Source organism: Niallia taxi (assembly GCF_032818155.1).
In the GTDB taxonomy this organism is placed as follows: domain Bacteria; phylum Bacillota; class Bacilli; order Bacillales; family Cytobacillaceae; genus Niallia; species Niallia taxi_A.
In genome coordinates, this window is record NZ_CP102589.1 from 2,974,720 (window position 1) to 2,998,433 (window position 23,714).

Below are 23,714 nucleotides of genomic sequence, written 5' to 3' on the forward strand. Positions count from 1 at the left end.
TTGATTAATTATGTTGCAACAAGCTCACTTGTTTCACTTAACCGAACAGAAACAAGTCTGGATACACCAGATTCTTGCATAGTTACGCCGTACAGCACATCAGCCTCTTCCATCGTCCCTTTACGATGGGTAATGACAATGAATTGCGTCTCATCGCTATATGCTTTTAAATAGGAGCTGAATCTGTAAACATTCGCTTCATCAAGTGCTGCCTCTACTTCATCAAGAATACAGAAAGGAACTGGCCGCACCTTTAAGATTGCAAACAGCAATGCAATGGCAGTCAAGGCACGTTCTCCACCTGATAACAAGCTTAAGTTTTGCAGTTTTTTCCCTGGTGGCTGTGCTACAATATCGACACCTGTGTTTAGTAAATCATCTGGATTAGTTAAGCGCAGTGCTGCGTGCCCGCCGCCAAACAGCCGCTGAAACACCCCTTCGAAATGGGACTGAATCCCCTCGAATGTTTGCTGGAACCGTTTTTTCATTTCGTCATCCATTTCGTCAATTACGAGGTAAAGAGTATCTTTCGCTTCCTCCAGATCTGTCTTTTGCTCAAGAAGGAAGTCATATCTTTCCGATATCCTTTCGTATTCCTCAATGGCTCCAAGATTGACTGTTCCAAGCTCTTCCATTGCCAGCTTTATCAGCTTAACTTTTTTGCGAGCGTCCTCTAAATCCAATGTTAAAGGATATTCCTCTTTCGCACCCTCAAATGACATCATATACTCTTCCCTCAAGTTCGAAAGGCGTGTATCTAGCTCCACATCAATCCTGTTAAGCTTTACCTCTTCATCTTTTAGGGCTTGTACGATGCCACGGTGGATACGGCGAGTTTCTTTCACATCAAGATCCATCTCGTCCAGCTGCATTTGCAGCTGAAGACGTTCGGCACGACGCTCCCCAATTAGGTGAATAGCAGCAGTCTTTTCTTGCTGCTTGTTAACTGCAGCATCCTCAAGCTGCTCTTCCCCTGAATGGCTATTTGTCATCTCAGAAGTTAACAGCTCTAAATCTTCTTTCACAAGCTTCCATTTAGCCTCAGATATTTCTAATTCAGAAGTTACATTACTTAGCTTCTCTACAGCATGGGCTAATTGCTCTTTCTTTGCGGCAAATGCCACACGCTTTTCCCCGATCAGCTCTCCAACCTGTTCTCTCGAATGACTCTGCTGATTTTTCTGTTCTGTCAATTGAGCAATTTCCTGCTCTAGCACCTGAATTTTTCGGACAAAGTCTTCAAGCTTTTCCTGCAATATTTGCTGCCTGTCTTTTAATGACTGCTGTTCATCGAGATAATCAGCCTTATTGCGGTCATATTGTGACAGCTTTTCATTCATTGCTCTTTCGTCAAACTCAATTTCTTTGAGTTCATCTTTACTTGTTTGCAAGGAAAAACGGATATTCTCTTGCTTTATTCTTAACTCTTCTAAAGCTGCCGTTTCCGTTTGGGAGGTAGCTTTCCCTTTTTTTAACTGGTCTTCTAATTTTAGTGACGATTTCTCCATCTCAAAGATTTTTGCCTTTAAGTCCTCAAGCTCGCCTTTTCTTGTTAGAATGCTTGTTGATTTTTGTTTAACAGCACCACCAGTCATCGAACCGCCAGGATTTACAATTTCTCCTTCAAGCGTTACAAATCTTGAGCGGTATTGCAGCGTTCTTGCCATTTCATTGGCGCCTTTTAGGTCTTTTGTGATAACGACATTACCAAGTAAGCTTCCCATAATTTCTTGATACTTTTCATCAAAAGAGATTAAGTCTGCAGCAACTCCTATAAAAGAAGGATGCTCTTGGATGGAACGGGCTTGAGAATCAGACAGTCTTTTGCCTTTAATAATACTCATTGGCAGAAATGTCGCTCTGCCGTAGCCGTTCTTTTTCAAATAGGAAATTGCCTGGCGTGCATGCTGCTCTGTTTCGACAACTAGATGCTGCATGCTCCCTCCAAGAGCAATTTCAATACTCACGTTATATTCCTTTGGCACATTCATCAATTCAGCGACAGCACCATGTATGCCGTCAAGTCCTTTGCCTCTTGCCTTCAAAACCTCTTTAACACCTTGGAAGAAGCCAGCATAGTCGTCCTCAAGCTCTTCAAGCATCTCTTTTCTCGATTTTGCCTGCTGAATGAATTGGTAGGACTGGTATAACGATTTTTCGGTTTTTTGCACTTTCGCATGCATTTCATCAACTGATTGCTGTTTTTGCTTGTAGTCATTTGCCGATTGTGCAAGCTCTTTTTCTAATGCTGCTAGGCTTGCGGAAACGCGTGCTTTTTCCGAATTTATCCGCGTTCTTTCTGAAGTGAATTTTTCATTATCTTCATCAAGAAGAGACGTTTTTCTGTTTTGCGCCTCGAGCTGTTGCGTGATATAGCTGCTTTCGTTTTTTGCGGCAGCCTGCTCATTTAAAAGCTCAATATAATCACTTTTTAGTGATTCGATTTTTCCTTCAAGATTAACACTAAAGAGCTGCATTTTCTTTTCATTAGCCTTTAGCTCTTCTTCAATCTGTTTTGCTTCAAGACTTAACTGATTAACTGATTGAAGATGCTCCGCTTTTTGCAGCTTTAAAGATGACACTTTTTCTTCAAGCTCTTCCTTGCTTTTTTCGAGCTGACCTCTGTTTTGCACTGCATTTTTCTTGCGTTCTTTCAGTACTTCTTTTCTGCCCTCAAGCTTTTCAAGCTCTTCACTAACTAGCAAAAGCACTTGCTGGAGATCGTTGATGGATTCATCCAATGCAGCTATATCGTTCTTCCATTCCTCCATTTTTGCTTCCTTGCTTTGCAGCGTAGAGAGGAGATTAAGCTCCTTTTCCTTATAGCTTTCCAGCTGAGCGGAAACTGCCTCATATTTCTGATGTGCTTCCTCTATATCATGAACCATCAGGGCAACTTCAATTTGTTCAAGGTTTTCCTTGTGATCAAGATATTCCTTGGCCATAGAACTCTGAATTTTCAGCGGCTCTACCTGACCTTCCAGTTCATGGAGAATATCATTGACTCTGTTCAAGTTTTCCTGTGTTTCAATAAGCTTGCCTTCTGCCTTCTTTTTGCGTGTTTTGTATTTAAGCACACCTGCTGCTTCCTCGAAGATGGCACGGCGTTCCTCTGCTTTACTGTTGAGGATTTCCTCCACTTTTCCTTGGCTGATGATAGAAAATGCTTCTCTGCCCAGCCCTGAATCCATAAACAATTCAACGATATCCTTTAACCTGCATGATTGCTTATTAATAAGATATTCGCTTTCCCCTGAGCGATACACCCGTCTGGTTACGCTCACCTCATTGTAATCAAGTGGCAGGAACTGGTCTTCATTTTCAAGCGTTAATGTCACTTCTGCAAAGTTGACTGCTTTCCTCGAATCACTTCCAGAAAAAATGACATCCTCCATTTTACTGCCTCTGAGGCTTTTGGCAGATTGTTCTCCCAACACCCAGCGTATCGCGTCTGTAATATTGCTTTTTCCGCTTCCATTCGGTCCCACTACTGCGGTGACTCCTGGGACAAAATCTACTGCAATTCGATCAGCAAATGATTTAAAACCGATTACATCTAACCGTTTTAAAAACACCTACCTCACCTCCTAACCCCTTTACTATTTCGCATCATCTCTAGCTGTCGTTTGGTTATAAGAAAGCAGAAGAATCAACAGTGATTTCGCTTTCTCCAACGGATGCTTTATTATTTTTCGTCTGACTTAGCATCTTTTGTTTTCAGCATGGTAAGCGACATCTGTGCTGCATGCTGTTCTGCTTCTTTTTTGGAACGTCCTGTACCAGTTCCTAATTCCATTTCATTCAAGAAAACTTGAGAAACGAATTCTCTGTTATGGGCTGGTCCCTTTTCCTGCAGAATTCTATAGGAAATTGTCCCTACTGCATCCCTTTGGACATATTCCTGAAGCTGACTCTTGAAATCCATCACATGAGAAAAAGCACCGGAATTTATTTTCGGAAACACGACTTTTTCCAGGAAGGAAACTACCTTTTCCAGTCCTTGATCAAGATAAAGAGCTCCGATAAATGCCTCAAAAACATCTGCTAGAAGAGCTGGACGAGCTCGTCCTCCTGTCATTTCCTCACCCTTTCCGAGCAAGACAAATTTGCCGAATGATTGATCATTCGCAAATGAAACTAGTGATGGTTCACAAACAATCGCTGCTCGAAGCTTTGTCAGCTCGCCTTCGCTCATCATCGGGAATTTCTTGAAAAGAAATTGGGAAACAGTAAGTTCCAACACGGCATCTCCAAGAAATTCAAGTCTTTCATTATCTTCATGAGGCTTTCTACGATGCTCATTCACATATGATGAATGAGTGAATGCTTGTTTCAGTAATTTTTCATTTTCAAACTGGATGCTTAGATTTTCTTGCAATTCTTTTAATTTTTTATCATTTGGACGTATTTGTCTCTTGTCTTTTCCGTTGCCTCGCATTTTGCCTCCACCTTAGCACTAAGTTTACATATCCATAATAAGTTTAAGTAAAACAGATAAAAAACGCAAAGAAACTTGGAAAGTTTTTTTCTCTCCAAGCCGTTTCTTTTCAGATAGGCTGCCGTCTTTATTACTGTTTATAGTTTTAAATCCTTACTATTTTAAACTAACTTGCAGCGATTTACCAGTCTTTTTCTCATAAGGCAGGACCGTTTTTACATTAAACACAGTTGTATATCTAATCATGCAAACAATGAAAAAAGCACCGCACATCTCTGTTTTTTTGCAATCTAAAAGCTCCGCTGTTAACGGAGCTTTTATTGGTTGGATTAACGATTACTTATGTAATTAACAGCATCTCCTACTGTTGCAATCTTTTCAGCATCGTCGTCAGAAATCTCCATATCGAACTCATCTTCAAGTTCCATAACAAGTTCTACTACATCAAGAGAATCTGCTCCTAGGTCGTCTTTGAAAGAAGCTTCAGGCTTAACCTCAGACTCTTCCACACCAAGACGATCAACAACGATTTTCGTTACGCGTTCTAATACATCAGACATTAATGTCACCTCCCCTCAAATGATTATAGAGCATTTTGAACAAATAATAAATGCCCTTTTTATTACAAAAATAAAATATGCCGAATTACTAGTTAAATTAAGTATTTCTAGAAGAAACCATTTTTATTTATAACGGCATATTTTTCGTTTTTATTACATGTACATTCCACCATCAATATGAATTGTTTGGCCTGTAATATAGTTGCTCTCATCAGAAGCTAAAAAGACAACAGCATTAGCAATATCATCAGGTTCCCCAAATTTTGCAAGCGGAATTTGGGAAAGCATCGCATTTTTTACATCTTCCGGTAGTTTATCTGTCATGTCAGTCGTAATGAAGCCCGGAGCAACAGCATTTACCGTAATATTTCTTGCCGCAAGCTCTTTAGCAGTTGTTTTCGTTAATCCGATTACTCCTGCTTTTGCTGCTACATAGTTTGCTTGACCTGGATTACCTGTCACACCAACGATTGAAGTAATGTTGATGATTCTTCCTTTTCTTTGCTTCATCATTTGTCTAGTTACTGCCTTAGTGCAATGGAACACGCCTTTTAAGTTCGTGTTGATAACATCATCCCACTCTGCTTCTTTCATGCGCATCAACAGGTTATCTCTTGTGATACCTGCATTGTTTACAAGGATATCTAGACTTCCAAAATGATCTATTGTTTCTTTAATCATATTAGCTACAGATTCACCGTTTGAAACATCACATTGAATCGCAATCGCATCTTTGCCAAGCTGTTTGATTTCCTCAACCACTTCATTTGCCAATGCAGCACTTCCTGCATAATTGACAGCTACGTTAGCTCCCTCTTTAGCAAGCTTTAAAGCAATCGCACGGCCAATTCCTCTTGAACCGCCTGTAACTAATGCTGTTTTACCATCTAATTTCATATTATTCGTCTCCTTTTAACGCCGCAGCAACACTATTGCTTGTTTCCTCATCGTATACAGAATAGATTCGCACATTACGATCAATTTTCTTCACTAAACCTGCCAATACTTTTCCAGGTCCGATTTCAATAAATGTATCAACACCTAATTCAATCATCTTTTGGACGGAATCTTCCCAAAGCACAGATGAATATAGCTGTTCAATCAATTTATTTTTGATGTCACCTGAATCTGATACTGGTGTTGCCGTCACGTTTGCGATAACAGGTATTTCTGCATTATTCATAGAAAGTTCATCTAAGACAGCAGAAAATTTATCTGCAGCTGGCTTCATAAGCTCTGAATGGAACGGACCGCTTACTTCTAACGGAATTGCTCGTTTCGCTCCAGCAGCCTTCGCTTGTTCAGAAGCAAGCTCAACGCCCTTAACAGTCCCTGAAATCACAATTTGCCCTGGGCAATTTAAGTTAGCAAGCTGAACGGAGTTTCCTTCATTCGATACCGCATTTGTAACTTCTGCAAGCTTGCTGCGCTCTAACCCCAATACTGCTGCCATTGCACCTTGACCGAATGGTACAGCTTCCTGCATATATTCCCCTCTTTTACGGACAGCATATACTGCATCCTCAAAAGAAAGAACATTAGCAGCAACTAAAGCAGAATATTCACCTAAGCTATGTCCTGCTACAAAATCCGCCTTAATGCCATGCTGTTTAAAATGCTCAAGCAGTGCTGTACTTGCTGAAAGCAGCGCAGGCTGTGTGTTTTTTGTTAAAGTCAACTCTTCTTTCGGACCCTCGAAAATAACGGATGACAATGAAAATCCTAATCTTTCATCAGCCTTTTGGAAAATTTCTTTAGCTGGCTCAAAATTTGCAGCAAGATCCTTGCCCATTCCAACCGTTTGGGAGCCTTGACCTGGAAATACAAAAGCTATTTTACTCATAAATCATCTTTCCTTTCCATATGAATGCCTTAAAAAGCATTAACCTTCATTTTCAATTGTTGTCTTAATCGTGCCGATCACTTCAGACTTAACGACATCTCTTGTTTGTCTAATTGCATTATAGATTGCATTACTGTCAGAGGAACCGTGGGCTTTAATGACAGGAGCATTTAAACCAAACAAAGCTGCACCGCCGTACTCCGAATAATCGAGTTTGTTTTTTAGCCCTTTAAGCTGAGGCTTCATCATCCCAGCAGCAACCTTTGTTTTTAAACTGCTTGTCATAACCTCTTTCAGCATTTTAAACATGGACAGGGCCGTTCCTTCAATCGTCTTAAGAACCATGTTACCTGTAAATCCGTCCGTTACAACAACATCACAGACACCGTCAAGCAAGTCTCTTGCTTCCACATTCCCAATAAAGTTGACTGGGGCATTTTTTAGCTCCTCGAAGGTTTTCTTCGTCAGCTCATTTCCTTTTTTCTCTTCTGTTCCAATATTAAGCAATCCGACTCGAGGATTTTGTATCCCAAGCGCCTTTTCCATGTATATGCTTCCCATTATGCCGTATTGCACCAAATGCTCAGGTTTGGCATCCACATTCGCACCAACATCAAGGAGCAAGAAACCAGCTCCGCTGATTGTTGGCAATGTCGGCGCCAACGCTGGCCTTTCAATGCCGTTAATTCTGCCGACAACAAAAAGTCCTGTTGCCATCAATGCTCCTGTATTTCCTGCAGATATAAAGGCATCCGCTCTTTTTTCTTTTACTTCATTTGCACATAAGACCATACTGGCATCTTTCTTTCTTCGCACAGCCCGTGCTGGTTCATCTGTTGCAAGGATTTGTTCTTCTGTATGTAAAACTGATATTCTTGTCTTGTCTGTCAAATAAGAATTAATTTGCTTTTCATCACCGACAAGCAGTATTTCAATATCTGGGAATGCTTGTACAGCTTTTATAGCACCTGCGACAATTTCCTTTGGTGCGTTATCTCCGCCCATTGCATCTAAGGCAATTCTCATAATAATTACTCCCAATTATTTATTTTTCGACCGGTACATTTCAAAATGTCCTTTAAACACAAGCTCTGATTGAACAAAGCTGCTCACTTCCACTGTCGTTCTGCCGCTTTTCTCCTCAATATTCATCACTTTTGCTTTCGCTATAATACGTTCACCTAATTTAACTGATGAAGTAAAGTGAATATTCGCTTTAGCGGTAAGAGCCAAATCATCATTTATTAAGGCGACAGCCAAGGAATTTGCCTGTGCAAACAAATGGTGCCCCCGTGCAATTCCATTACGTTTAAAAACATGCTCTGGCATTATTTCCAGCATGGATATGGCAGAGCTGTCTAACTCGACATCTATTATTTCACCGATGACTTCTTCAATCGGTAAGGATTTCACTTCATCTTCTAGTGTTTTCTTCGCAACCGTTTTTATCCGCTCCCGTAATTCCGGAATGGATAATTCCAAACGATCAAGCCTAATTGTTTGTACACTGACTGAGAATTTCTCCGCCAATTCCTCATCTGTTATAAAAGGTGTTTCCTTGATTGTTTGTACTAATAATGATTGCCGTTCTTTTTTGCTTCTTCTCATCTGCAACACCGTCCGCGCTATTAAGACTAGGTACTAATAGTAGTATATAATAAATAAAAGGGAGAATGCAAGCTGTAAGTTCGCATTCTCCCTTCTCACTTATTGATTAATCCAGCTTTTCACCTGACATTACACCGGTATCTTCAAGCAATCCCCGTAAGTGGCGATACTCGTCAGACTCCCAAAATGCCTTTGATTCCACAAGGACAACTGCGTCCGTTCGAGCCGTTTCCAAGATGCGATAATCATGAACCATATCAGCCATCTTAAATTCCGGCACACCACTTTGCTTCCTTCCAAAAAAATCACCAGGACCTCTCAGCTCTAAATCCTTCTCACTCAAAACAAACCCGTCGTTCGTTTCTGTCATGATTTTCATCCGTTCTTTCCCGACCTCTGTTTTTGGATCTGCTATTAGCACACAATACGATTGAGCGTCGCCTCTGCCGACTCGTCCTCTTAGCTGGTGGAGCTGTGATAATCCGAACCTTTCTGCATCATAAATGAGCATAAACGTAGAATTCGGGACATTTACCCCAACCTCGACTACTGTCGTGCTGACAAGAATTTGCGTTGAGTTCTCACTGAACTCCTTCATAATAGCATCCTTTTCATCTGCTGGCAGTTTACCGTGCATGAGTCCAACTTTATAACGACCTTGAAAGAATGTCGACAATGTTGCATGGACATCCATCGCGTTTTGGACATCCAATTTTTCAGATTCCTCAATCAGCGGACAAATTACATATGCTTGTCTTCCTTGAGATAGTTCTTTTTCCATAAACTGAAGAATACGTGTTAACATATCATGCTTAACCCAATATGTTTCAATTGTTTTTCGCCCTGCCGGCATTTCGTCAATAATACTAACATCCATTTCACCGAAGGCAGTAATGGCAAGGGTTCTTGGAATCGGTGTTGCCGTCATGAATAGAACATCAGGACTTTCACCCTTCTCTCTAAGAACTCTGCGCTGTTCAACACCGAAACGATGCTGCTCGTCTGTTATAACTAGCCCTAGTGATTGGAATTCCACCTCATCCTGTATGAGGGCATGTGTACCGATTAAGATATGGATATTCCCTTCCTTTAGCTCACTTAACAATTCTCTTCGTCTTTTCCCTTTAACTGAGCTTGTCAACAGAGCACAACGGATACCTACTTTAGAAAACATGGAAGTAAGTGATTCCGCATGCTGCTCTGCGAGTATTTCTGTCGGCACCATCAATGCACCCTGATGTCCTGCAAGAATTGTTGCATATAGTACTATTGCTGCAACGACTGTTTTTCCCGAACCAACATCCCCTTGCAGGAGCCTGTTCATACGGAAGGGACTTTTCATATCTTTCAGTATCTCATTGACAACCCTTTTTTGTGCGTTTGTCAGAGGAAATGGCAAGCCGTTTATGAAATCCATCAGCTTCTCAAGATGATATCCCTGCACCATTCCTTTTGAATTTTCCCTTTCATGCTTACGAAGTGCCTGCATTTTTAATTGAAAAAGAAGGAACTCCTCGTAAACAAACCGTCTTCTCGCAAGCTTCAGCTCCTCACGGTTAGGCGGAAAATGAATGATTCCTAGTGCCTCATTCCTTTTCATAAGCTTATATTTTGCCAGTAATGATTCTGGAAACACTTCCTCAAGATCCTGGCCAAATTGGGTTAGGGCTGCGGAAATGTATTTCCTTAATGCTTTAACTGTTATGCTTCCTCTTACCGTGTAAACAGGCTCAAAGTCCTGTCCTTTCTGATTGCTGCCAACTTGTAGATGTGTTGCCGTTATTGTTTGTCTGTGCTGATCCCATTTACCTGTTACTGTTATCAGTTCACCAAGTGCAAGCTTATTTTTTAAGTAATGCTGATTGAAAAACACAGCACTGATTAAAATATTGCCAATTAGCACCTTCACCGTTAGCCTCGATTTTTTGCGCCCGTGAAAGACAAGGGAAGGTTCACTATGAACCTTCCCTTCTACAGTTACCTTTTCTTCATGCTTCATATCTTCTGGGTTGCGGACACGAAAGTCCTCATAACGGTATGGGAAATATTCAAGCAAATCATATATAGTATTAATTCGCATTTCTTCAAGCTGTTTTTTCGTCTCCGGTCCAATACCCTTCAAATGATCCAATGGAAGATTTAAATTTTTATTCACTTTCCTGCTGCAGCATTCCCAAAGATTTCAGCTTCCAGTCTCCGGCCAGTTGGTGTTGCTGCCAACCCTCCTTGCCCTGTTTCTCTTAATGCAGACGGCATGCTTAATCCGATTCTGTACATTGCATCAATTACCTCGTCGCACGGAATACGGCTAGTAATGCCTGCAAGTGCCATATCTGCAGCTACCATCGCGTTTGCTGCACCCATCGCATTTCTTTTTACACATGGAACCTCAACAAGTCCTGCAACAGGGTCACATACTAGTCCAAGCATGTTTTTTAACGTGATAGCCATTGCATGGGCACTTTGCTCAGGTGTGCCGCCAGCCATTTCCACAATCGCTGCTGCTGCCATTCCTGCTGCTGAGCCTACTTCTGCTTGACAGCCTCCTGCAGCACCAGAGATGGAGGCATTGTTTGCAACAACAAAACCAAATGCGCCTGACGTAAACAAGAAGTTAAGCATCTGTTCTCTTGTTGGATTTAGTTTATTTTTCACTGCAAATAATGTTCCCGGCACAACTCCAGCAGATCCTGCCGTCGGTGTGGCGCAAATCATACCCATCGCCGCATTTACTTCATTTGTGGCAACTGCTTTGCTGACTGCGTCCAAAATCACTTCTCCTGTCAGGAAATTACCCTTCTTAATATACGCTTGAAGAAGCACAGCGTCGCCGCCAGTCAATCCCGAATGAGACACAACTCCATTTAGCCCTCGTTCAACCGCTTGCTCCATGACAGTTAAATTAGTCTCCATCTGTGCGATGATTTGTTCCCGTGTTTTCCCTGTCACTTCTACTTCTTGTTCAATCATTATTTCGGAAATAGGCTTGTTTTGACTGTTTGCCATTTCCACAAGTTCCGCTACATTTCGAAACATTGTTCTTCCCCCTAACTTTAATCAACAATTCTCGTAACCTTCTCCATTCCGTCAAGGGCTTCGATTTCTTTTAATATTTTTTCTTCTATATTCTGATCGACCTCAATTGTCATAAGCGCGAGTTTTCCTTTTTCTTTTCTGCTTACTTCCATATGACCGATATTAATTTCATATTTGGCAAGTACATTGGACACTTTCGCAATAGCACCAAAACGGTCATTATGGACAACAAGAATCGCTGGATGATGTCCTGAAAGCTTGAGCTGAAATCCGTTAAGTTCGGTGATTTCGATTTTTCCGCCGCCGATTGAGATGCCGACAAGCTCTAGTTCGCCATCCTCATCACCAACGCGAACTTTAGCTGTGTTCGGGTGTTCAGGAATCGCTTCCTCCACATGGAACACTACCTTTATGCCTCTTTGCTCAGCCAATTCAAGGGATGTTTTGATTCTCTCATCAAATGTGTCAAAATCAAGGATTCCTCCGATAATAGCTACATCTGTTCCATGCCCTTTATATGTTTCGGCAAAAGATCCGTACAGATGGATATCGACCCATTTAGGCTGCCTTTCAAACAGGCTTCGTGCAACCCTTCCAATTCGTGCAGCACCTGCTGTATGTGAACTCGATGGACCAATCATAACTGGCCCGATTATATCAAAAACGCTTTTATATTTCATATAAATAACTCTCCCTTAAAAACGACTCTTTCCTACAAATCTAACTAACGTAATCTATATTATAAAAAGCGTAAAAAAAGCTAAATTCTTTTAATATAATAACATAGCTTATGCTTATCCGCTGATATTTTCAACTTTTTTAAGTGTTACCATTAAATAGAAGAAAACCACTGCCTGTGACAGTGGTTTTTTTTATTTATTCAACAGAGAAAATAAAGGAATAAAGCGGCTGTTTGCCGTCATGCACTTCTACTTCCACGTCTTCATAATTTTCTTCCACAAAGGAGACAATTGCTTCTAGCTCTTCTTCTAGTGCTTCTTCCCCTTTGATAATTGTCAATATTTCGGTATCTTCATCAATCATTTTACCGAGCAATTCTTTAGCAGATTGGACTTTCTCCTTGCTTTTAGCAACAATCTTACCATCAGCTATGCCCATGAAGTCGCCTGTTTCTATTTGGAGACCGTCAATGCTTGTGTCTCTGACTGCGTATGTTATTTGTCCTGTTTTAACATGCTCCAATGCAGCGATCATGCCTTTTTTGTTTGTCTCCAAGTCACCTGATGGATTGAAGGCAAGCAGCGCAGACATGCCTTGCGGAACTGTTTTAGACGGAATAACAGCAACTTCTGCATCTAATACTTGAGCAGCTTGCTCTGCAGCCATGATAATGTTTTTGTTGTTAGGCAAGATAAACACCTTTTTTGCATTTACCTTATTAACAGCATTCACAATATCCTCTGTGCTCGGATTCATCGTTTGTCCGCCTTCGATGACACTATGCGCACCGATGCTGCGGAACATGTCAGCGATCCCGCTTCCCATGGAAACTGTAACGATACCGTACTCCTTTTGCTCTTCAGTTGCTGGGATCGGCGCATCAAACGATTCTTTTGAGCCTTCAATCAAACTGCTGTGTTGTTCACGCATATTCTCAATTTTCATCTTGATAAGGTTTCCATAATTTTGCCCAAATGTCAGCACTTCTCCAGGCTGATTGGAGTGTATATGTATTTTTACAACCTCATCATCTGCGATTACAAGCAAAGAATCGCCATATTGACTTAGGTCCTGTCTGAATTGTTCCTCAGAAAACGGCTTGCCTCCAAGCTTATCTTCCTCAAGACGAACCATAAATTCTGTACAGTAGCCAAACTCAATATCCTCTGTATTCATAAACCCGTGAACATTTTTATGGTGCTCTGCATTAACAAGATCATTCATTGTTACTGTTTGCTGTGTTGTCTCTGGCAGCGCTTCTCCAGTCAGCACAGATAAGAAACCTTCATATACAAATACAAGCCCTTGACCGCCGCTGTCAACAACTCCCACTTCCTTCAAAACAGGAAGCAAATCCGGCGTTCTGTTTAAGGATGCTTTCGCTTCTTTTACGACATCTGCCATTACTACAGTGATATCAGTGTTATTCTCTGCTGATTGGACTGCTTTTTTTGCCGCATCTTTTGCCACAGTCAAAATCGTACCTTCCACAGGCTTCATCACTGCTTTATAAGCAGTTTCTACACCAAACTGAAGGGCATTGGCGAACTCTTGTGCAGTAATGCTATCCTTTTGTTCAATTGATTTAGAAAAACCGCGGAACAACTGGGACAAGATAACTCCAGAATTCCCTCTTGCTCCCATTAGCAATCCCTTTGAAAGGGAAACCCCTACTTTTCCGATATGTAACTGAATATTATTTTGAACTTCCTTCGCACCAGATGTCATGGACAAATTCATATTTGTTCCAGTATCTCCATCCGGGACCGGGAATACATTTAACGCATCTACATAATTAGCATTAGAGGATAAATGGTTTGCTCCTTGGATTACCATTTCGGCAAATCGCTTTCCTTCTAAAACTGTAATTGACACTGAATTTCCTCCTCACTACGGGTTCGTGACACGAACTCCCTGAACGTAAATATTAACCGAGTCAACGGCAAGTCCAACTGTTTTATTGAGTGTATACTTCACTTTGGATTGAACATTGTGCGCAACCTCGGAAATTTTCGTTCCGTAACTTACAATTATATACATATCAATATGCACTTCGTCATCTACTTTTCGAACCATTACTCCGCGAGTGAAATTTTCTTTACGCAAGATATCTGTTAATCCATCTTTTATTTGATTTTTAGACGCCATTCCAACGATGCCATAACAATCAATTGCAGCTCCACCTGCGATTGTTGCAATCACTTCTGTTGAAATATCAATTTGTCCGAAATTTGTTTTTAGTTCAATGGACATGAGTGTTCCCCCTTTGGAATTGCTCCTTGACTAATCACATTTTACTATAACCTTCTACTTTTTGAAAGCTATTGTTGAAAACCTTTTATTTATTAGCGTTAATTGCTCCCCAGCTTCTGTTTTATGCAATACTGATTACGTTTTATTCTTAAATTTACACTACTCCGCCTTAATACATTTTTATATTGTTTCACTAGATTCACATAATATACACGGCGCTTCATAAGTGATTTTCAAGAAAAAATTGGAAATTAAACATGATGTCAAGGAAATTTTCTTGAAAGCTTCCATTACAGCTATTGCAATCATGAGCGTAGTGTGATAAATTATTAAAGTATCTTTGTGAGGACTATTTAGGATATTTCTCAAGATTAATACTATCTATGAATTTAAAGCTCGTTATTGATGAGTTTTGGTTATAAGGAGGGAAATATACATGCCACGTAAATGTGTTGTAACTGGAAAGAAAACAACTACAGGTAATGCTCGTTCCCATGCGATGAATGCTAACAAGCGTACTTGGGGAGCAAACCTTCAAAAGGTTCGTATTTTAGTAGACGGCAAACCTAAACGTGTTTGGGTATCTGCTAGAGCTCTTAGATCTGGTAAAGTTGAACGCGTATAATGCGAATTTTGGAAGTTTAACTTCCAAAAAATAAAAAAGGACAAATTGCTGTCCTTTTTTATTTTTGTCAAAATTTAATGAAGTCGGCCAAGTTTTGTACAGACAAGCCTTGGAAGGTTGTCTGTACAAAAAAAGGAATAAACCTAAAATGTCTATTCTTTTTTGAATGTTCCTAACATTGCACGGACAAGCCCGCCTAAAAACTTAGGCAATTTAATGGTATAAAATCTCATGAATACCGTCCCTCCTTCAACATTAGCAAAAAACCTCAATCTCTCTAAACTCATTACATATGCTATTCAAAAAAACCAAATGAGTACTTATTTTTTCCATCATTAATCATGACTCCTTATCACCATTAATATGCCGCTCACGAATGAAAAAGTACCATATTCCTCAATAATTTCATTGCTAATGCACAATGTACTGCTGACAGGGAGATCCCTATCAATTAAAGGATATTTAAAGCCCTTTAATGTTAGACCAATAATTTTTGCTCCGTATGGAAAAAAGGAAACATATGGCATAGCTTCTTCCTTCTTCAATTTATAACTGCCGGCCTTGGCAATTGTCACCGTGTTTTTTTCATCTATAATTTCCACATTCACTTGAGGACTTTCTGTCACATATTTAAGCAACAGCTGCAGGTTTGCAAAGGTATGATCCATTCTTCCGCCTGTTGCTCCAAAAACTCTTATCTTTTCCACACCTTTACTAATCGCCCAATTGATGGCGAGCTCCATATCTGTTTCATCCTTTTCTGGTTTAAAAAGCTTCACTTCGTCTGAATAGCTGTTAATCTGTTCTCTTTCCGTATCATTCACAGAATCGAAGTCACCAAAGGAAGCCAAAATTGGAATATTACGCTTCATTAAGTACAGTGCTCCTCTGTCGACACCTATCCATTTACTGTCTTCTTGCAGAAACTTATCTAATGATGGAATATATGCTGTTGGCCCTGCCGCCATTATATTGAAAATCATGCTATTGTCCTCTCCTTTTTTCTTATCAAAAAAAGAGCATTGGAATTGCTTCCAAGCTCTTTATTAACCTGATTAATATTTAGGCTTCCTGTCTTTAATCTCCTGAAGGAAATCCTTATAATGCTCATAACGGTATTCTTGTATTTCTTGCGCCTCCACCTTTGCCTTAACAGCACATTTCGGCTCAGATAGATGCAAACAGCCTCTGAACTTGCAATCCTGGCTCGCCTTTTCGATCTCAGGGAAGCAATAATTCAAATCCTCGAGTTCCATTTCATCCTCAAACTCTAAGGAGCTAAAACCCGGCGTATCTGCCACAAGAGCATCTCCAACTGATATAAGCTCCACATGGCGGGTTGTATGCTTACCTCTTCCCAAATGGGATGAAATTTCATCTGTTTTCAAGCTTAAGTCAGGACGGATGGCATTTAAAAGCGATGACTTACCAACACCGGACTGGCCAGCAAAAACCGATATTTTTCCATTTAGTACTGGGAGGAGTGTTTCAATGCCTTGCTCTGTTTCTGATGATGTAAGGACAACCTTATAGCCAATTTGCTCATAATAATCTGCAAATTCTCTCATTCTGTTTGCCTTCTCATCATTTGTTAAATCCATCTTTGTGATACAGATGATTGGATCAATACGATTGAATTCAACCAATGTCAGAAACCTGTCTAATAATGCCGTGCTGAAATCCGGCTCTACACTGGAAAACACAAGTATTGCCTGGTCTACATTGGCAATTGGAGGCCTGATAAGTTCATTTTTGCGCTCCTTAACCTCCAAAATATAACCATCTGTTTCGTTCTCTGCCTGAAATACCACTTCGTCACCGACAAGGGGGGTGATTTTATTCTTACGGAAAACACCCCTGCCCCGGCACTGTGTGATTTCTCCATCGCTTATCACATAATAAAAACCGCTTAATGCTTTAATGATTTTGCCTTCTGGCATAGATTATAACGCTCCTTAACCTGGATATGGCACTTCTTCATCAATGATGACACTTTGATCACGCAGCACACGATAATATCCTTTTTCCCCTTCAGGGATTTTCAGTGTAATTGTCTTCTTCGTTGTTTCAGTGATAGAGAGGGTCTCAATTGGCTCTGTCATATTATTTTCCAAATCACCAATATATATTTTCACTTCTTGAGCTTTCGGCTGCCCGTCTTCCGTCATTTCAGTTGGTTCAAATGGAATAGTGAGTTCTAGTGTCACTTCTTTAGGTGGCACTTCTTCCTTACCCTTTGAAAGCACAACAGAAACCTGTGCGCCAACTCGTACATTTGTACTCGCGCTTGGCGACTGGGAGATAACTTTTCCTTCATCAACAATATCACTGTATTCTTCCGTAAAGGTTACAGATAAGTCTTGTTCATCAATATAATCATTGACTTCTTTTTTTGTATAACCAGCAAGATCCGTTAGCTTAATAAGCTGAGCACCTTTACTGATTGTAAATTCTAATTCAGCGTCTTCAGGAACAACTTCATCTCCTTGGTCAAAATTCTGTTTAAGGATTGTTCCTGATTCCTGTGTTTCATCAAATTCCTCTACTTTGCTGATGTTTTTAAATCCTTGCTTTTCGAGTAGGTTCACGACATCTTCATATGCCTTCCCAACATAATCATCTAGCTCGTATTTTTCTTTCCCTAAGCTTTCATATAAAGTAATGGATGCACCTTTTTTTGCATTGTTTCCGGCTTTTGGCGCTGTACGAATGATAGTGCCTGCATCAACATCTTCATCATTCATTGTCTTTGTTTCCCCGATTTTAAAGCCTGCTGCCTCAAGCTCAGAAATTGCTTCTTCTGTTGTTGAACCAGTCACATCAGGAACAGCTACTTCATCAGGAATGTACATCGCCGGAAAAACGGTCACGGAAAGTATTGCGAGAATAACTAAGATTAAAAAGGTTGAAACTAAAGCAATTGTCAGCTTTTTGCCTTTCTTTTTCGGCTTTTTTTGTTTTTTGTCTTTGCCTACTTTCTCTTTCGGCTCATCTTTAACTTGCTTTTCTTCCTTTGCTTTTGCATGCACAATTGTTTCATCAAGATTAGGGTAAGTACTGTCATCGGTTATTATCGGGATTGCCTTTGTTGCTTCATCGTCTATTGGAACATGAAATTTCGGCTCATTTAACCGTTCTGGCTCCAATGCTGTTCGTAATTCCTCTTCCATTTCCTCCATGCTGCTATAACGGTGAAAAGGATCCTTGGCAGTTGCTTTTAAAACGATGTTTTCAACACTTTGTGGAACATCGTCATTCCACCTTTTGACACTCGGCGTTTCAGATTGGAGATGCTTCAAGGCAATCGATACTGCCGACTCTCCTGAAAATGGCAGCCTTCCTGTCAGTAGCTCGAACATGACTATTCCAAGCGAATATATGTCCGATTTTTTATTTGCCATTCCGCCTCGCGCCTGTTCTGGTGATAAATAATGCACCGAGCCAAGAACAGAATTGGTCTGGGTGATACTTGTGGCACTTAAGGCCATCGCAATGCCAAAATCTGTGATTTTAACATGACCATGGTTATCAATTAATATATTATGGGGCTTAATGTCCCTGTGGACAATATTGTTTTGATGGGCATGAGAAATACCGGATGTCAACTGTCTCATGATATCGATGGCAGTTTCAATCTTTACAGGAGAATGTTTTTGTATGTATTGTTTTAAGGTGTCTCCTGCCACATATTCCATGACAATATAATAGATGTCTCCCTCTTCACCAACATCATAAATATTGACGATATTAGGGTGAGCCAGACTTGTCGCAGAATGTGCCTCCCTGTGGAAACGACGGATAAATTCTTCATCATTGACAAAATCTAGGCGCAGCATCTTAACCGCAACATCCCGGTCGAGAATCATATCATGGGCAAGATAAACATTGGCCATTCCCCCGCCGCCGATCATATCCATAATCTTATAGCGACCACTTATCCTTCTGCCTATCATCATTTTGCTTCACCTGCTTTATCACCGTCAAAAAATTCTAAGATTATAACTGTTATATTATCTTCGCCGCCATTCTTGTTCGCTGTTTCAATCAAATAGCTTGCTTTTCTTTCCAATGTTTCAGGTGCCTGAAGAACCTCTTCCAGTTCTCCATCTCCCACTTTATTGGATAAGCCGTCAGAACAAATAAGAATGACATCTCCTTGCTCAAATACGATTGTAATCAAGTCGATATTAAGCTGTTCCTCTGTACCAAGTGCACGCAATACAACATTTTTCCGCGGATGATGCTCTGCATCCTCTTTTGTGATTTGCCCCATTCTCACTAGTTCATTTACAAGTGAGTGGTCCTCTGTCAGTTGTTTAAAGCCGTCCTCATTATAAAGATAACAGCGACTGTCACCGACATGAGCAATCGTTGAAAAACTGTCTGTACTTATAACAGCAATAATGGTTGTTCCCATTCCTTCACATTCAGGGTTTTCTTGGGCATGACGCAAAACAATCCTGTTTACTTCAAGGATATTGGATTTTAACCAGCTTTCAGCTGCATCTGCTGTCGTTATATTTTCAGCACTCTCCCAAAATTCGGCAAGTTTCTCAACAGTAAGACGGCTTGCAACATCACCGGCACGGTGGCCGCCCATACCATCTGCTACGATGGCAAGGCGCTGTCCGGCTTTATTAAAACAAATTGCTCCACTATCTTCATTATGCTGTCTGACTTTCCCTTTATCTGTCATGAAAATTTGACTCAAAAGTTATCACCTCGTCTCTTCTTGTCTCTCCTTCGCGCGAAGCTGGCCGCAAGCAGCATCAATGTCAGAACCTTGTTCTCTGCGGATTGTTACATTTACACCGCGGTCTTTTAACGTCTTTTCAAATAGGAAGATTTGATCTCTAGGTGTACGTACATAATCGCGTTCTGGAACATAGTTAACAGGTATTAGGTTTACGTGGCATTTTACCCCTTTTACAAGTTTAGCCAATTCCTCCGCATGTTCTACCTGATCATTGACATTTCCGAATAAACCATATTCAAAACTTACTCTTCGTCCTGTTTTGTTGATGTAATAGCGAATGGCATCCATCAGTTCAGGAAGCTTATATGCACGGTTAATCGGCATAAGTCTGCTTCTTATCTCTGTGTTTGGTGCATGTAGAGATACGGCAAAGTTTATTTGCATGTTTTGGTCAGCGAATTCGTAAATTTTAGGAATAATACCGCTCGTTGAAACCGTAATATGTCTAGCTCCAATGTTAAGCGCCTTATCATGATTAATGATTTTCAAGAAGCTAAGCATGCTGTTGAAATTATCAAACGGCTCACCAATTCCCATAATTACAACAGAGCTTACACGCTCATCCAATTTATCAAGTGCTTGTTGTACTTTTACGACCTGTGCCACAATTTCTCCTGCTTCTAAGTTTCTTTTTAGTCCACCTAGGGTAGAAGCACAGAAAGTACAGCCGATACGGCAGCCAACTTGTGTCGTTACACATACAGAATTGCCATAATCATGTCTCATTAAAACCGTTTCAATCGAATATCCATCGTGAAGTTCAAAAAGGAACTTAATTGTCCCATCATTTGATGTTTGTTCGATGATCGTTTTTAATGTTGTGATTGTGAAATTTTCTTCCAATAGCGTGCGGAGATTTTTAGACAAATTGGACATATCCTCAAAAGTTGTTACCCTTTTTTTGTATAGCCATTCAAAAATCTGTTCTGCTCTAAACACTTTTTCATTGTTATCTTTTAACCAATCTTTTAACTCATCCAATTGCAAAGAGTAGATTGATGGGATTGTTGGTTCTGCTTCTTGTTTTCTTCTAGTTGATTTAACTTGTTCCATTTATTGCACCTTCTTTCTTAATGCCGCAATATAAAAGCCGTCAGAGCCAAAATATTGTGGTAACACCTGAAGCTCATGCCCGTTTGCATACTTCTGTACAGAAGCAGGCAATCGCTCCACTAAAGTTGTATCTTTTTCAAACTGATCATTAGAATTCAAAAATTGTTCTATTACGGCTTCATTTTCCTTTACATCAACCGTACATGTGCTGTAAACGAACGTTCCGCCTTTTTTCAACAAAGGAGATAATGATTCAAGAAGCTGGAGCTGTATTGTATGAAGACGACTGACATCCTCTTCCTTCTTCGCATACTTAATATCAGGCTTCCTTCTCATAACCCCAAACCCAGAGCAAGGAGCATCAAGCAGGATTCGATCGAAGGATTCATGCTCTAACACTTCTGGAAGACGACGACTATCCATCGCTTTTGTGTTGATATTATCAAGCTGTAGCCTTTGCGCATTTTGCTGGATGAGCTTCACTTTATGCTCATGCAAATCAACGGATAACACATTGCCACCATTATTTAATTTTTCGGCGATATGCGTTGATTTCCCTCCTGGTGCAGCACATGCATCCAAGACTGTTTCATTACCGTCAACATGCAGGGCATATGCAACAATCATCGAGCTCTCATCTTGTATTGTCAATAAGCCTTCTTTGAAAGAATCAGAATTAGCAAGATTTCCTTTTAAGCCCTGAATGCCTTCAGGAATAATATCACTTGCTGCAACCTGGTAGCCTTCCTGCTCTAATCTTTGTAAACATTCTGCAACAGTAGTTCTTGTTGTATTGACCCTCGCTGTTTGTACTGGGGCGGTTAAATTGATTTCACACATTTTTTTTGTTTCATCAAAACCAAGCTGGTCAATCCAACGCTTCACAAGCCATAGTGGATGGCTCATTTCAACGGACAGTCTTTCTGCTGGATCTTTAATACTTTCAAATGAAGGCAGTTTATTCCGCTGAATGTTGCGTAATACACCATTAACAAGGCCGGCTATCCCTTTATGGCCACGCCTTTTGGCAATTTCAACAGCCTCATTGATAGCAGCATGGTCTGGAATCCGATCTAAAAAAACGAGTTGATAAAGTGTCATTTGCAACAGTGAAATGACCCAGCTTTCGATTTTTTTCCTATTAGTCAGGAAACCATCTAAATAGAAGTCCAATGTCATTTTGCGCTGCAGTGTGCCATAAACGATTTCTGTCAGAAGGCCGATATCCTTTTTGGGAATTTCATTTTTCTTAATGCTGCTGTTTAACAGCAGATTACTGTATGCCTGGTTGCTGTTAATGCTCTCTAAAATTTCAAGCGCTGCTTCCCGGACGTTTTGCTTCTTAGTTTTCATTCGCAACTCCTAATATATCATTAACAGCCATTTTTGAACCTGCTCCCCTAAGGAAAACATCAGCTGTCATTTTTTTCTTACCTGCAGGCTGAAGCTCGGTAATCTTAATGAATGAACCGCTGCCCGTTGCAACAACTGGGCCGTCCTCCTCCACGCTAATTATTGTACCTGGAGCTGCTTCAGCTTGTCTGTTCACCTTTAATACTTTCCATACTTTCATCGGTTTGCTTTCGTATTCTGTAAAGGCTACTGGCCATGGATTCATCCCGCGAATTTGGTTATAAATTTGCTCACCTGATGCCGACCAGTCAATTTTTTCGTCTGATCTTTTTATATTCGGTGCAAAAGTAGCCTCCTCATCAACCTGAGGGATTGGTGTTAACTCACCAGCAATCAGCTTCGGCAATGTTTGCGACAGAAGCTCACTACCTACTTCGCTCAACTTATCATGCAATGTACCAACAGTATCCTCTTCCTCTATTACTACCTCAGCAACTGTCAGAATATCTCCTGCATCAAGCTTTTCCGCCATATACATGATTGTAATACCTGTTTTTTCTTTTCCTTGAATGATGCTGTAATGAATTGGTGCACCGCCTCTTAGTTCAGGCAACAGGGAGGCATGAACATTTATACAGCCAAGCCTTGGTGCATCTAGAAGTTCCTTTGGCAGGATTTGACCGAATGCAGCAGTTACGATTAAATCTGGCTGCAAGGCAATAATTTGCCCCAATTCTTCTGATTGGCGTATTTTCTCTGGCTGATACACTGGAATACCGTGCTTTAATGCTTCTACTTTAACAGGTGGAGGTGTGAGCACCTTTTTTCTGCCAACAGGGCGGTCCGGCTGTGTCACAACGGCAAGAACTTCATAGCCATCCTCTAATATTCGCTGCAAGACTGGAACAGAAAAATCAGGCGTACCCATAAATACTATTTTCGTCATTAGCTCTCCACCTCTTCAAGTTCGTCTTCTTCTAAATAACGAGTTACTTTTGATGTAAACAAAACCCCGTCCAAATGATCCATCTCGTGAAGGATTGCTCTTGCCATAAAATCCTCTGCTTCGATTGTAAACATTTTTCCTCTGCGGTTTTGAGCTTGGACTTTAACTGTATATGGTCTGCTTACTTCCCCGAAAAGTCCTGGAAAACTCAAGCAGCCTTCTGGGCCTGTCTGCTCTCCCGCATTCGATAATAAAACAGGATTAATAAGCTCAATTGTCCCAGATCCATCATCAATATCAACAACCGCAATACGTTTGCTAATACCGATTTGTGGTGCTGCAAGCCCAACCCCGTCAAATTCTATCATTGTCTCATACATATCATCTAATAATTTCGCTAATTTCTTGTCAAAAACTGTCACTTCTTCGCATGGTTGTTCTAAAACCGGATCTGGCGACAGTACAATTTTTCTTACAGACACTGCATTTCCTCCAAACATTGTTAACAATAACTAGTATATATTATTTATATAAACTTCCTCTTTAAAGAAGGTTTTTAATG

22 protein-coding genes are annotated in these 23,714 nt (G+C 40.5%); 1 reads left to right on the forward strand and 21 read right to left on the reverse strand.

Features of this window, described 5'->3' with window-relative positions; all coding sequences use genetic code 11:
- Positions 1-8 precede the first annotated feature (8 nt).
- From smc to NQZ71_RS15090, 12 genes are all read right to left on the reverse strand, one after another.
- A complete protein-coding gene (gene smc, locus NQZ71_RS15035) occupies positions 9-3,575 on the reverse strand; it encodes a chromosome segregation protein SMC (RefSeq protein WP_317010922.1) in 3,567 nt (1,188 codons plus the stop codon).
- A gap of 110 nt (positions 3,576-3,685) precedes the next feature.
- Positions 3,686-4,438 carry a ribonuclease III gene (gene rnc / locus NQZ71_RS15040; protein ID WP_317010923.1) on the reverse strand — a complete coding sequence of 251 codons (753 nt, stop codon included), beginning with the start codon at positions 4,436-4,438 and terminating at the stop codon, positions 3,686-3,688.
- A gap of 329 nt (positions 4,439-4,767) precedes the next feature.
- Positions 4,768-4,998, reverse strand: coding sequence for an acyl carrier protein (locus NQZ71_RS15045; protein WP_127734654.1), 231 nt, complete (start codon positions 4,996-4,998; stop codon positions 4,768-4,770).
- Between the two features lie 153 nt (positions 4,999-5,151).
- The gene (gene fabG / locus NQZ71_RS15050) at positions 5,152-5,895 is read right to left on the reverse strand and encodes a 3-oxoacyl-[acyl-carrier-protein] reductase (protein ID WP_144452401.1); all 744 of its coding nucleotides are present in this window, start codon (positions 5,893-5,895) and stop codon (positions 5,152-5,154) included.
- Between the two features lies 1 nt (position 5,896).
- Positions 5,897-6,841, reverse strand: coding sequence for an ACP S-malonyltransferase (fabD, locus tag NQZ71_RS15055; RefSeq protein ID WP_144452400.1), 945 nt, complete (start codon positions 6,839-6,841; stop codon positions 5,897-5,899).
- Positions 6,842-6,880: 39 nt separating this feature from the next.
- A complete protein-coding gene (plsX, locus tag NQZ71_RS15060) occupies positions 6,881-7,867 on the reverse strand; it encodes a phosphate acyltransferase PlsX (protein ID WP_260054250.1) in 987 nt (328 codons plus the stop codon).
- Positions 7,868-7,882: 15 nt separating this feature from the next.
- Positions 7,883-8,449 (reverse strand): transcription factor FapR, encoded by a 567-nt coding sequence (gene fapR / locus NQZ71_RS15065; protein WP_127734662.1) that lies wholly within the window; start codon positions 8,447-8,449, stop codon positions 7,883-7,885.
- Positions 8,450-8,555: 106 nt separating this feature from the next.
- Positions 8,556-10,604 carry an ATP-dependent DNA helicase RecG gene (gene recG, locus NQZ71_RS15070; RefSeq protein WP_317010924.1) on the reverse strand — a complete coding sequence of 683 codons (2,049 nt, stop codon included), beginning with the start codon at positions 10,602-10,604 and terminating at the stop codon, positions 8,556-8,558.
- Positions 10,601-11,485 (reverse strand): L-serine ammonia-lyase, iron-sulfur-dependent, subunit alpha, encoded by an 885-nt coding sequence (gene sdaAA / locus NQZ71_RS15075; protein WP_317010925.1) that lies wholly within the window; start codon positions 11,483-11,485, stop codon positions 10,601-10,603. Before sdaAA ends, recG begins: the two co-directional genes overlap by 4 nt.
- A 17-nt stretch (positions 11,486-11,502) precedes the next feature.
- Positions 11,503-12,165, reverse strand: a complete 663-nt coding sequence (gene sdaAB / locus NQZ71_RS15080; RefSeq protein WP_144452396.1) for an L-serine ammonia-lyase, iron-sulfur-dependent subunit beta — start codon at positions 12,163-12,165, stop codon at positions 11,503-11,505.
- Between the two features lie 196 nt (positions 12,166-12,361).
- Complete coding sequence (locus NQZ71_RS15085; protein WP_317010926.1) at positions 12,362-14,041, reverse strand: DAK2 domain-containing protein; 1,680 nt, start codon at positions 14,039-14,041, stop codon at positions 12,362-12,364.
- A 15-nt stretch (positions 14,042-14,056) separates the two neighbouring features.
- Positions 14,057-14,419 (reverse strand): Asp23/Gls24 family envelope stress response protein, encoded by a 363-nt coding sequence (locus tag NQZ71_RS15090; RefSeq protein WP_127734673.1) that lies wholly within the window; start codon positions 14,417-14,419, stop codon positions 14,057-14,059.
- Between the two features lie 436 nt (positions 14,420-14,855).
- Between NQZ71_RS15090 and rpmB the strand changes: the two genes are divergently transcribed.
- Positions 14,856-15,044 carry a 50S ribosomal protein L28 gene (rpmB, locus tag NQZ71_RS15095; RefSeq protein ID WP_007087786.1) on the forward strand — a complete coding sequence of 63 codons (189 nt, stop codon included), beginning with the start codon at positions 14,856-14,858 and terminating at the stop codon, positions 15,042-15,044.
- A gap of 152 nt (positions 15,045-15,196) precedes the next feature.
- Here rpmB and spoVM read toward each other — a convergent pair whose 3' ends face one another.
- The 9 genes from spoVM to def all read right to left on the reverse strand — a co-directional run bounded on the left by spoVM (position 15,197) and on the right by def (position 23,634).
- Positions 15,197-15,277: a stage V sporulation protein SpoVM gene (spoVM, locus tag NQZ71_RS15100; protein ID WP_032088878.1), complete on the reverse strand. Its 81-nt coding sequence runs from the start codon at positions 15,275-15,277 to the stop codon at positions 15,197-15,199.
- A gap of 102 nt (positions 15,278-15,379) precedes the next feature.
- Positions 15,380-16,027 (reverse strand): thiamine diphosphokinase, encoded by a 648-nt coding sequence (locus tag NQZ71_RS15105; RefSeq protein WP_144452394.1) that lies wholly within the window; start codon positions 16,025-16,027, stop codon positions 15,380-15,382.
- Between the two features lie 72 nt (positions 16,028-16,099).
- Complete coding sequence (rsgA, locus tag NQZ71_RS15110; protein WP_275004930.1) at positions 16,100-16,984, reverse strand: ribosome small subunit-dependent GTPase A; 885 nt, start codon at positions 16,982-16,984, stop codon at positions 16,100-16,102.
- Positions 16,985-16,999: 15 nt separating this feature from the next.
- Entirely contained in the window at positions 17,000-19,000 is a 2,001-nt protein-coding gene (pknB, locus tag NQZ71_RS15115) for a Stk1 family PASTA domain-containing Ser/Thr kinase (RefSeq protein ID WP_275004928.1), read from the reverse strand.
- Positions 18,997-19,755 (reverse strand): Stp1/IreP family PP2C-type Ser/Thr phosphatase, encoded by a 759-nt coding sequence (locus NQZ71_RS15120; protein WP_127734681.1) that lies wholly within the window; start codon positions 19,753-19,755, stop codon positions 18,997-18,999. Before NQZ71_RS15120 ends, pknB begins: the two co-directional genes overlap by 4 nt.
- Positions 19,756-19,761: 6 nt before the next feature.
- On the reverse strand, positions 19,762-20,853 hold the full coding sequence (gene rlmN, locus NQZ71_RS15125; protein ID WP_260054246.1) for a dual-specificity RNA methyltransferase RlmN: 1,092 nt from the start codon (positions 20,851-20,853) through the stop codon (positions 19,762-19,764).
- Positions 20,854-22,206 (reverse strand): 16S rRNA (cytosine(967)-C(5))-methyltransferase RsmB, encoded by a 1,353-nt coding sequence (rsmB, locus tag NQZ71_RS15130; protein ID WP_260054245.1) that lies wholly within the window; start codon positions 22,204-22,206, stop codon positions 20,854-20,856.
- Complete coding sequence (gene fmt / locus NQZ71_RS15135; RefSeq protein ID WP_317010928.1) at positions 22,196-23,152, reverse strand: methionyl-tRNA formyltransferase; 957 nt, start codon at positions 23,150-23,152, stop codon at positions 22,196-22,198. The genes rsmB and fmt overlap by 11 nt, the downstream gene beginning before the upstream one ends.
- A complete protein-coding gene (gene def / locus NQZ71_RS15140; RefSeq protein WP_275004922.1) occupies positions 23,152-23,634 on the reverse strand; it encodes a peptide deformylase in 483 nt (160 codons plus the stop codon). Before def ends, fmt begins: the two co-directional genes overlap by 1 nt.
- Between the last annotated feature and the right edge of the window lie 80 nt (positions 23,635-23,714).

Coding starts and splice junctions, on each gene's coding strand:
- rnc (WP_317010923.1), bottom strand. CDS start 4,438: ATGCGAGGCAACGGAAAAGACAAGAGACAAATACGTCCAAATGATAAA.
- NQZ71_RS15045 (WP_127734654.1), bottom strand. CDS start 4,998: ATGTCTGATGTATTAGAACGCGTAACGAAAATCGTTGTTGATCGTCTT.
- fabG (WP_144452401.1), bottom strand. CDS start 5,895: ATGAAATTAGATGGTAAAACAGCATTAGTTACAGGCGGTTCAAGAGGA.
- fabD (WP_144452400.1), bottom strand. CDS start 6,841: ATGAGTAAAATAGCTTTTGTATTTCCAGGTCAAGGCTCCCAAACGGTT.
- plsX (WP_260054250.1), bottom strand. CDS start 7,867: ATGAGAATTGCCTTAGATGCAATGGGCGGAGATAACGCACCAAAGGAA.
- fapR (WP_127734662.1), bottom strand. CDS start 8,449: ATGAGAAGAAGCAAAAAAGAACGGCAATCATTATTAGTACAAACAATC.
- sdaAA (WP_317010925.1), bottom strand. CDS start 11,485: ATGTTTCGAAATGTAGCGGAACTTGTGGAAATGGCAAACAGTCAAAAC.
- sdaAB (WP_144452396.1), bottom strand. CDS start 12,165: ATGAAATATAAAAGCGTTTTTGATATAATCGGGCCAGTTATGATTGGT.
- NQZ71_RS15090 (WP_127734673.1), bottom strand. CDS start 14,419: ATGTCCATTGAACTAAAAACAAATTTCGGACAAATTGATATTTCAACA.
- rpmB (WP_007087786.1), top strand. CDS start 14,856: ATGCCACGTAAATGTGTTGTAACTGGAAAGAAAACAACTACAGGTAAT.
- spoVM (WP_032088878.1), bottom strand. CDS start 15,277: ATGAGATTTTATACCATTAAATTGCCTAAGTTTTTAGGCGGGCTTGTC.
- NQZ71_RS15105 (WP_144452394.1), bottom strand. CDS start 16,027: ATGATTTTCAATATAATGGCGGCAGGGCCAACAGCATATATTCCATCA.
- rsgA (WP_275004930.1), bottom strand. CDS start 16,984: ATGCCAGAAGGCAAAATCATTAAAGCATTAAGCGGTTTTTATTATGTG.
- pknB (WP_275004928.1), bottom strand. CDS start 19,000: ATGATGATAGGCAGAAGGATAAGTGGTCGCTATAAGATTATGGATATG.
- rlmN (WP_260054246.1), bottom strand. CDS start 20,853: ATGGAACAAGTTAAATCAACTAGAAGAAAACAAGAAGCAGAACCAACA.
- rsmB (WP_260054245.1), bottom strand. CDS start 22,206: ATGAAAACTAAGAAGCAAAACGTCCGGGAAGCAGCGCTTGAAATTTTA.
- fmt (WP_317010928.1), bottom strand. CDS start 23,152: ATGACGAAAATAGTATTTATGGGTACGCCTGATTTTTCTGTTCCAGTC.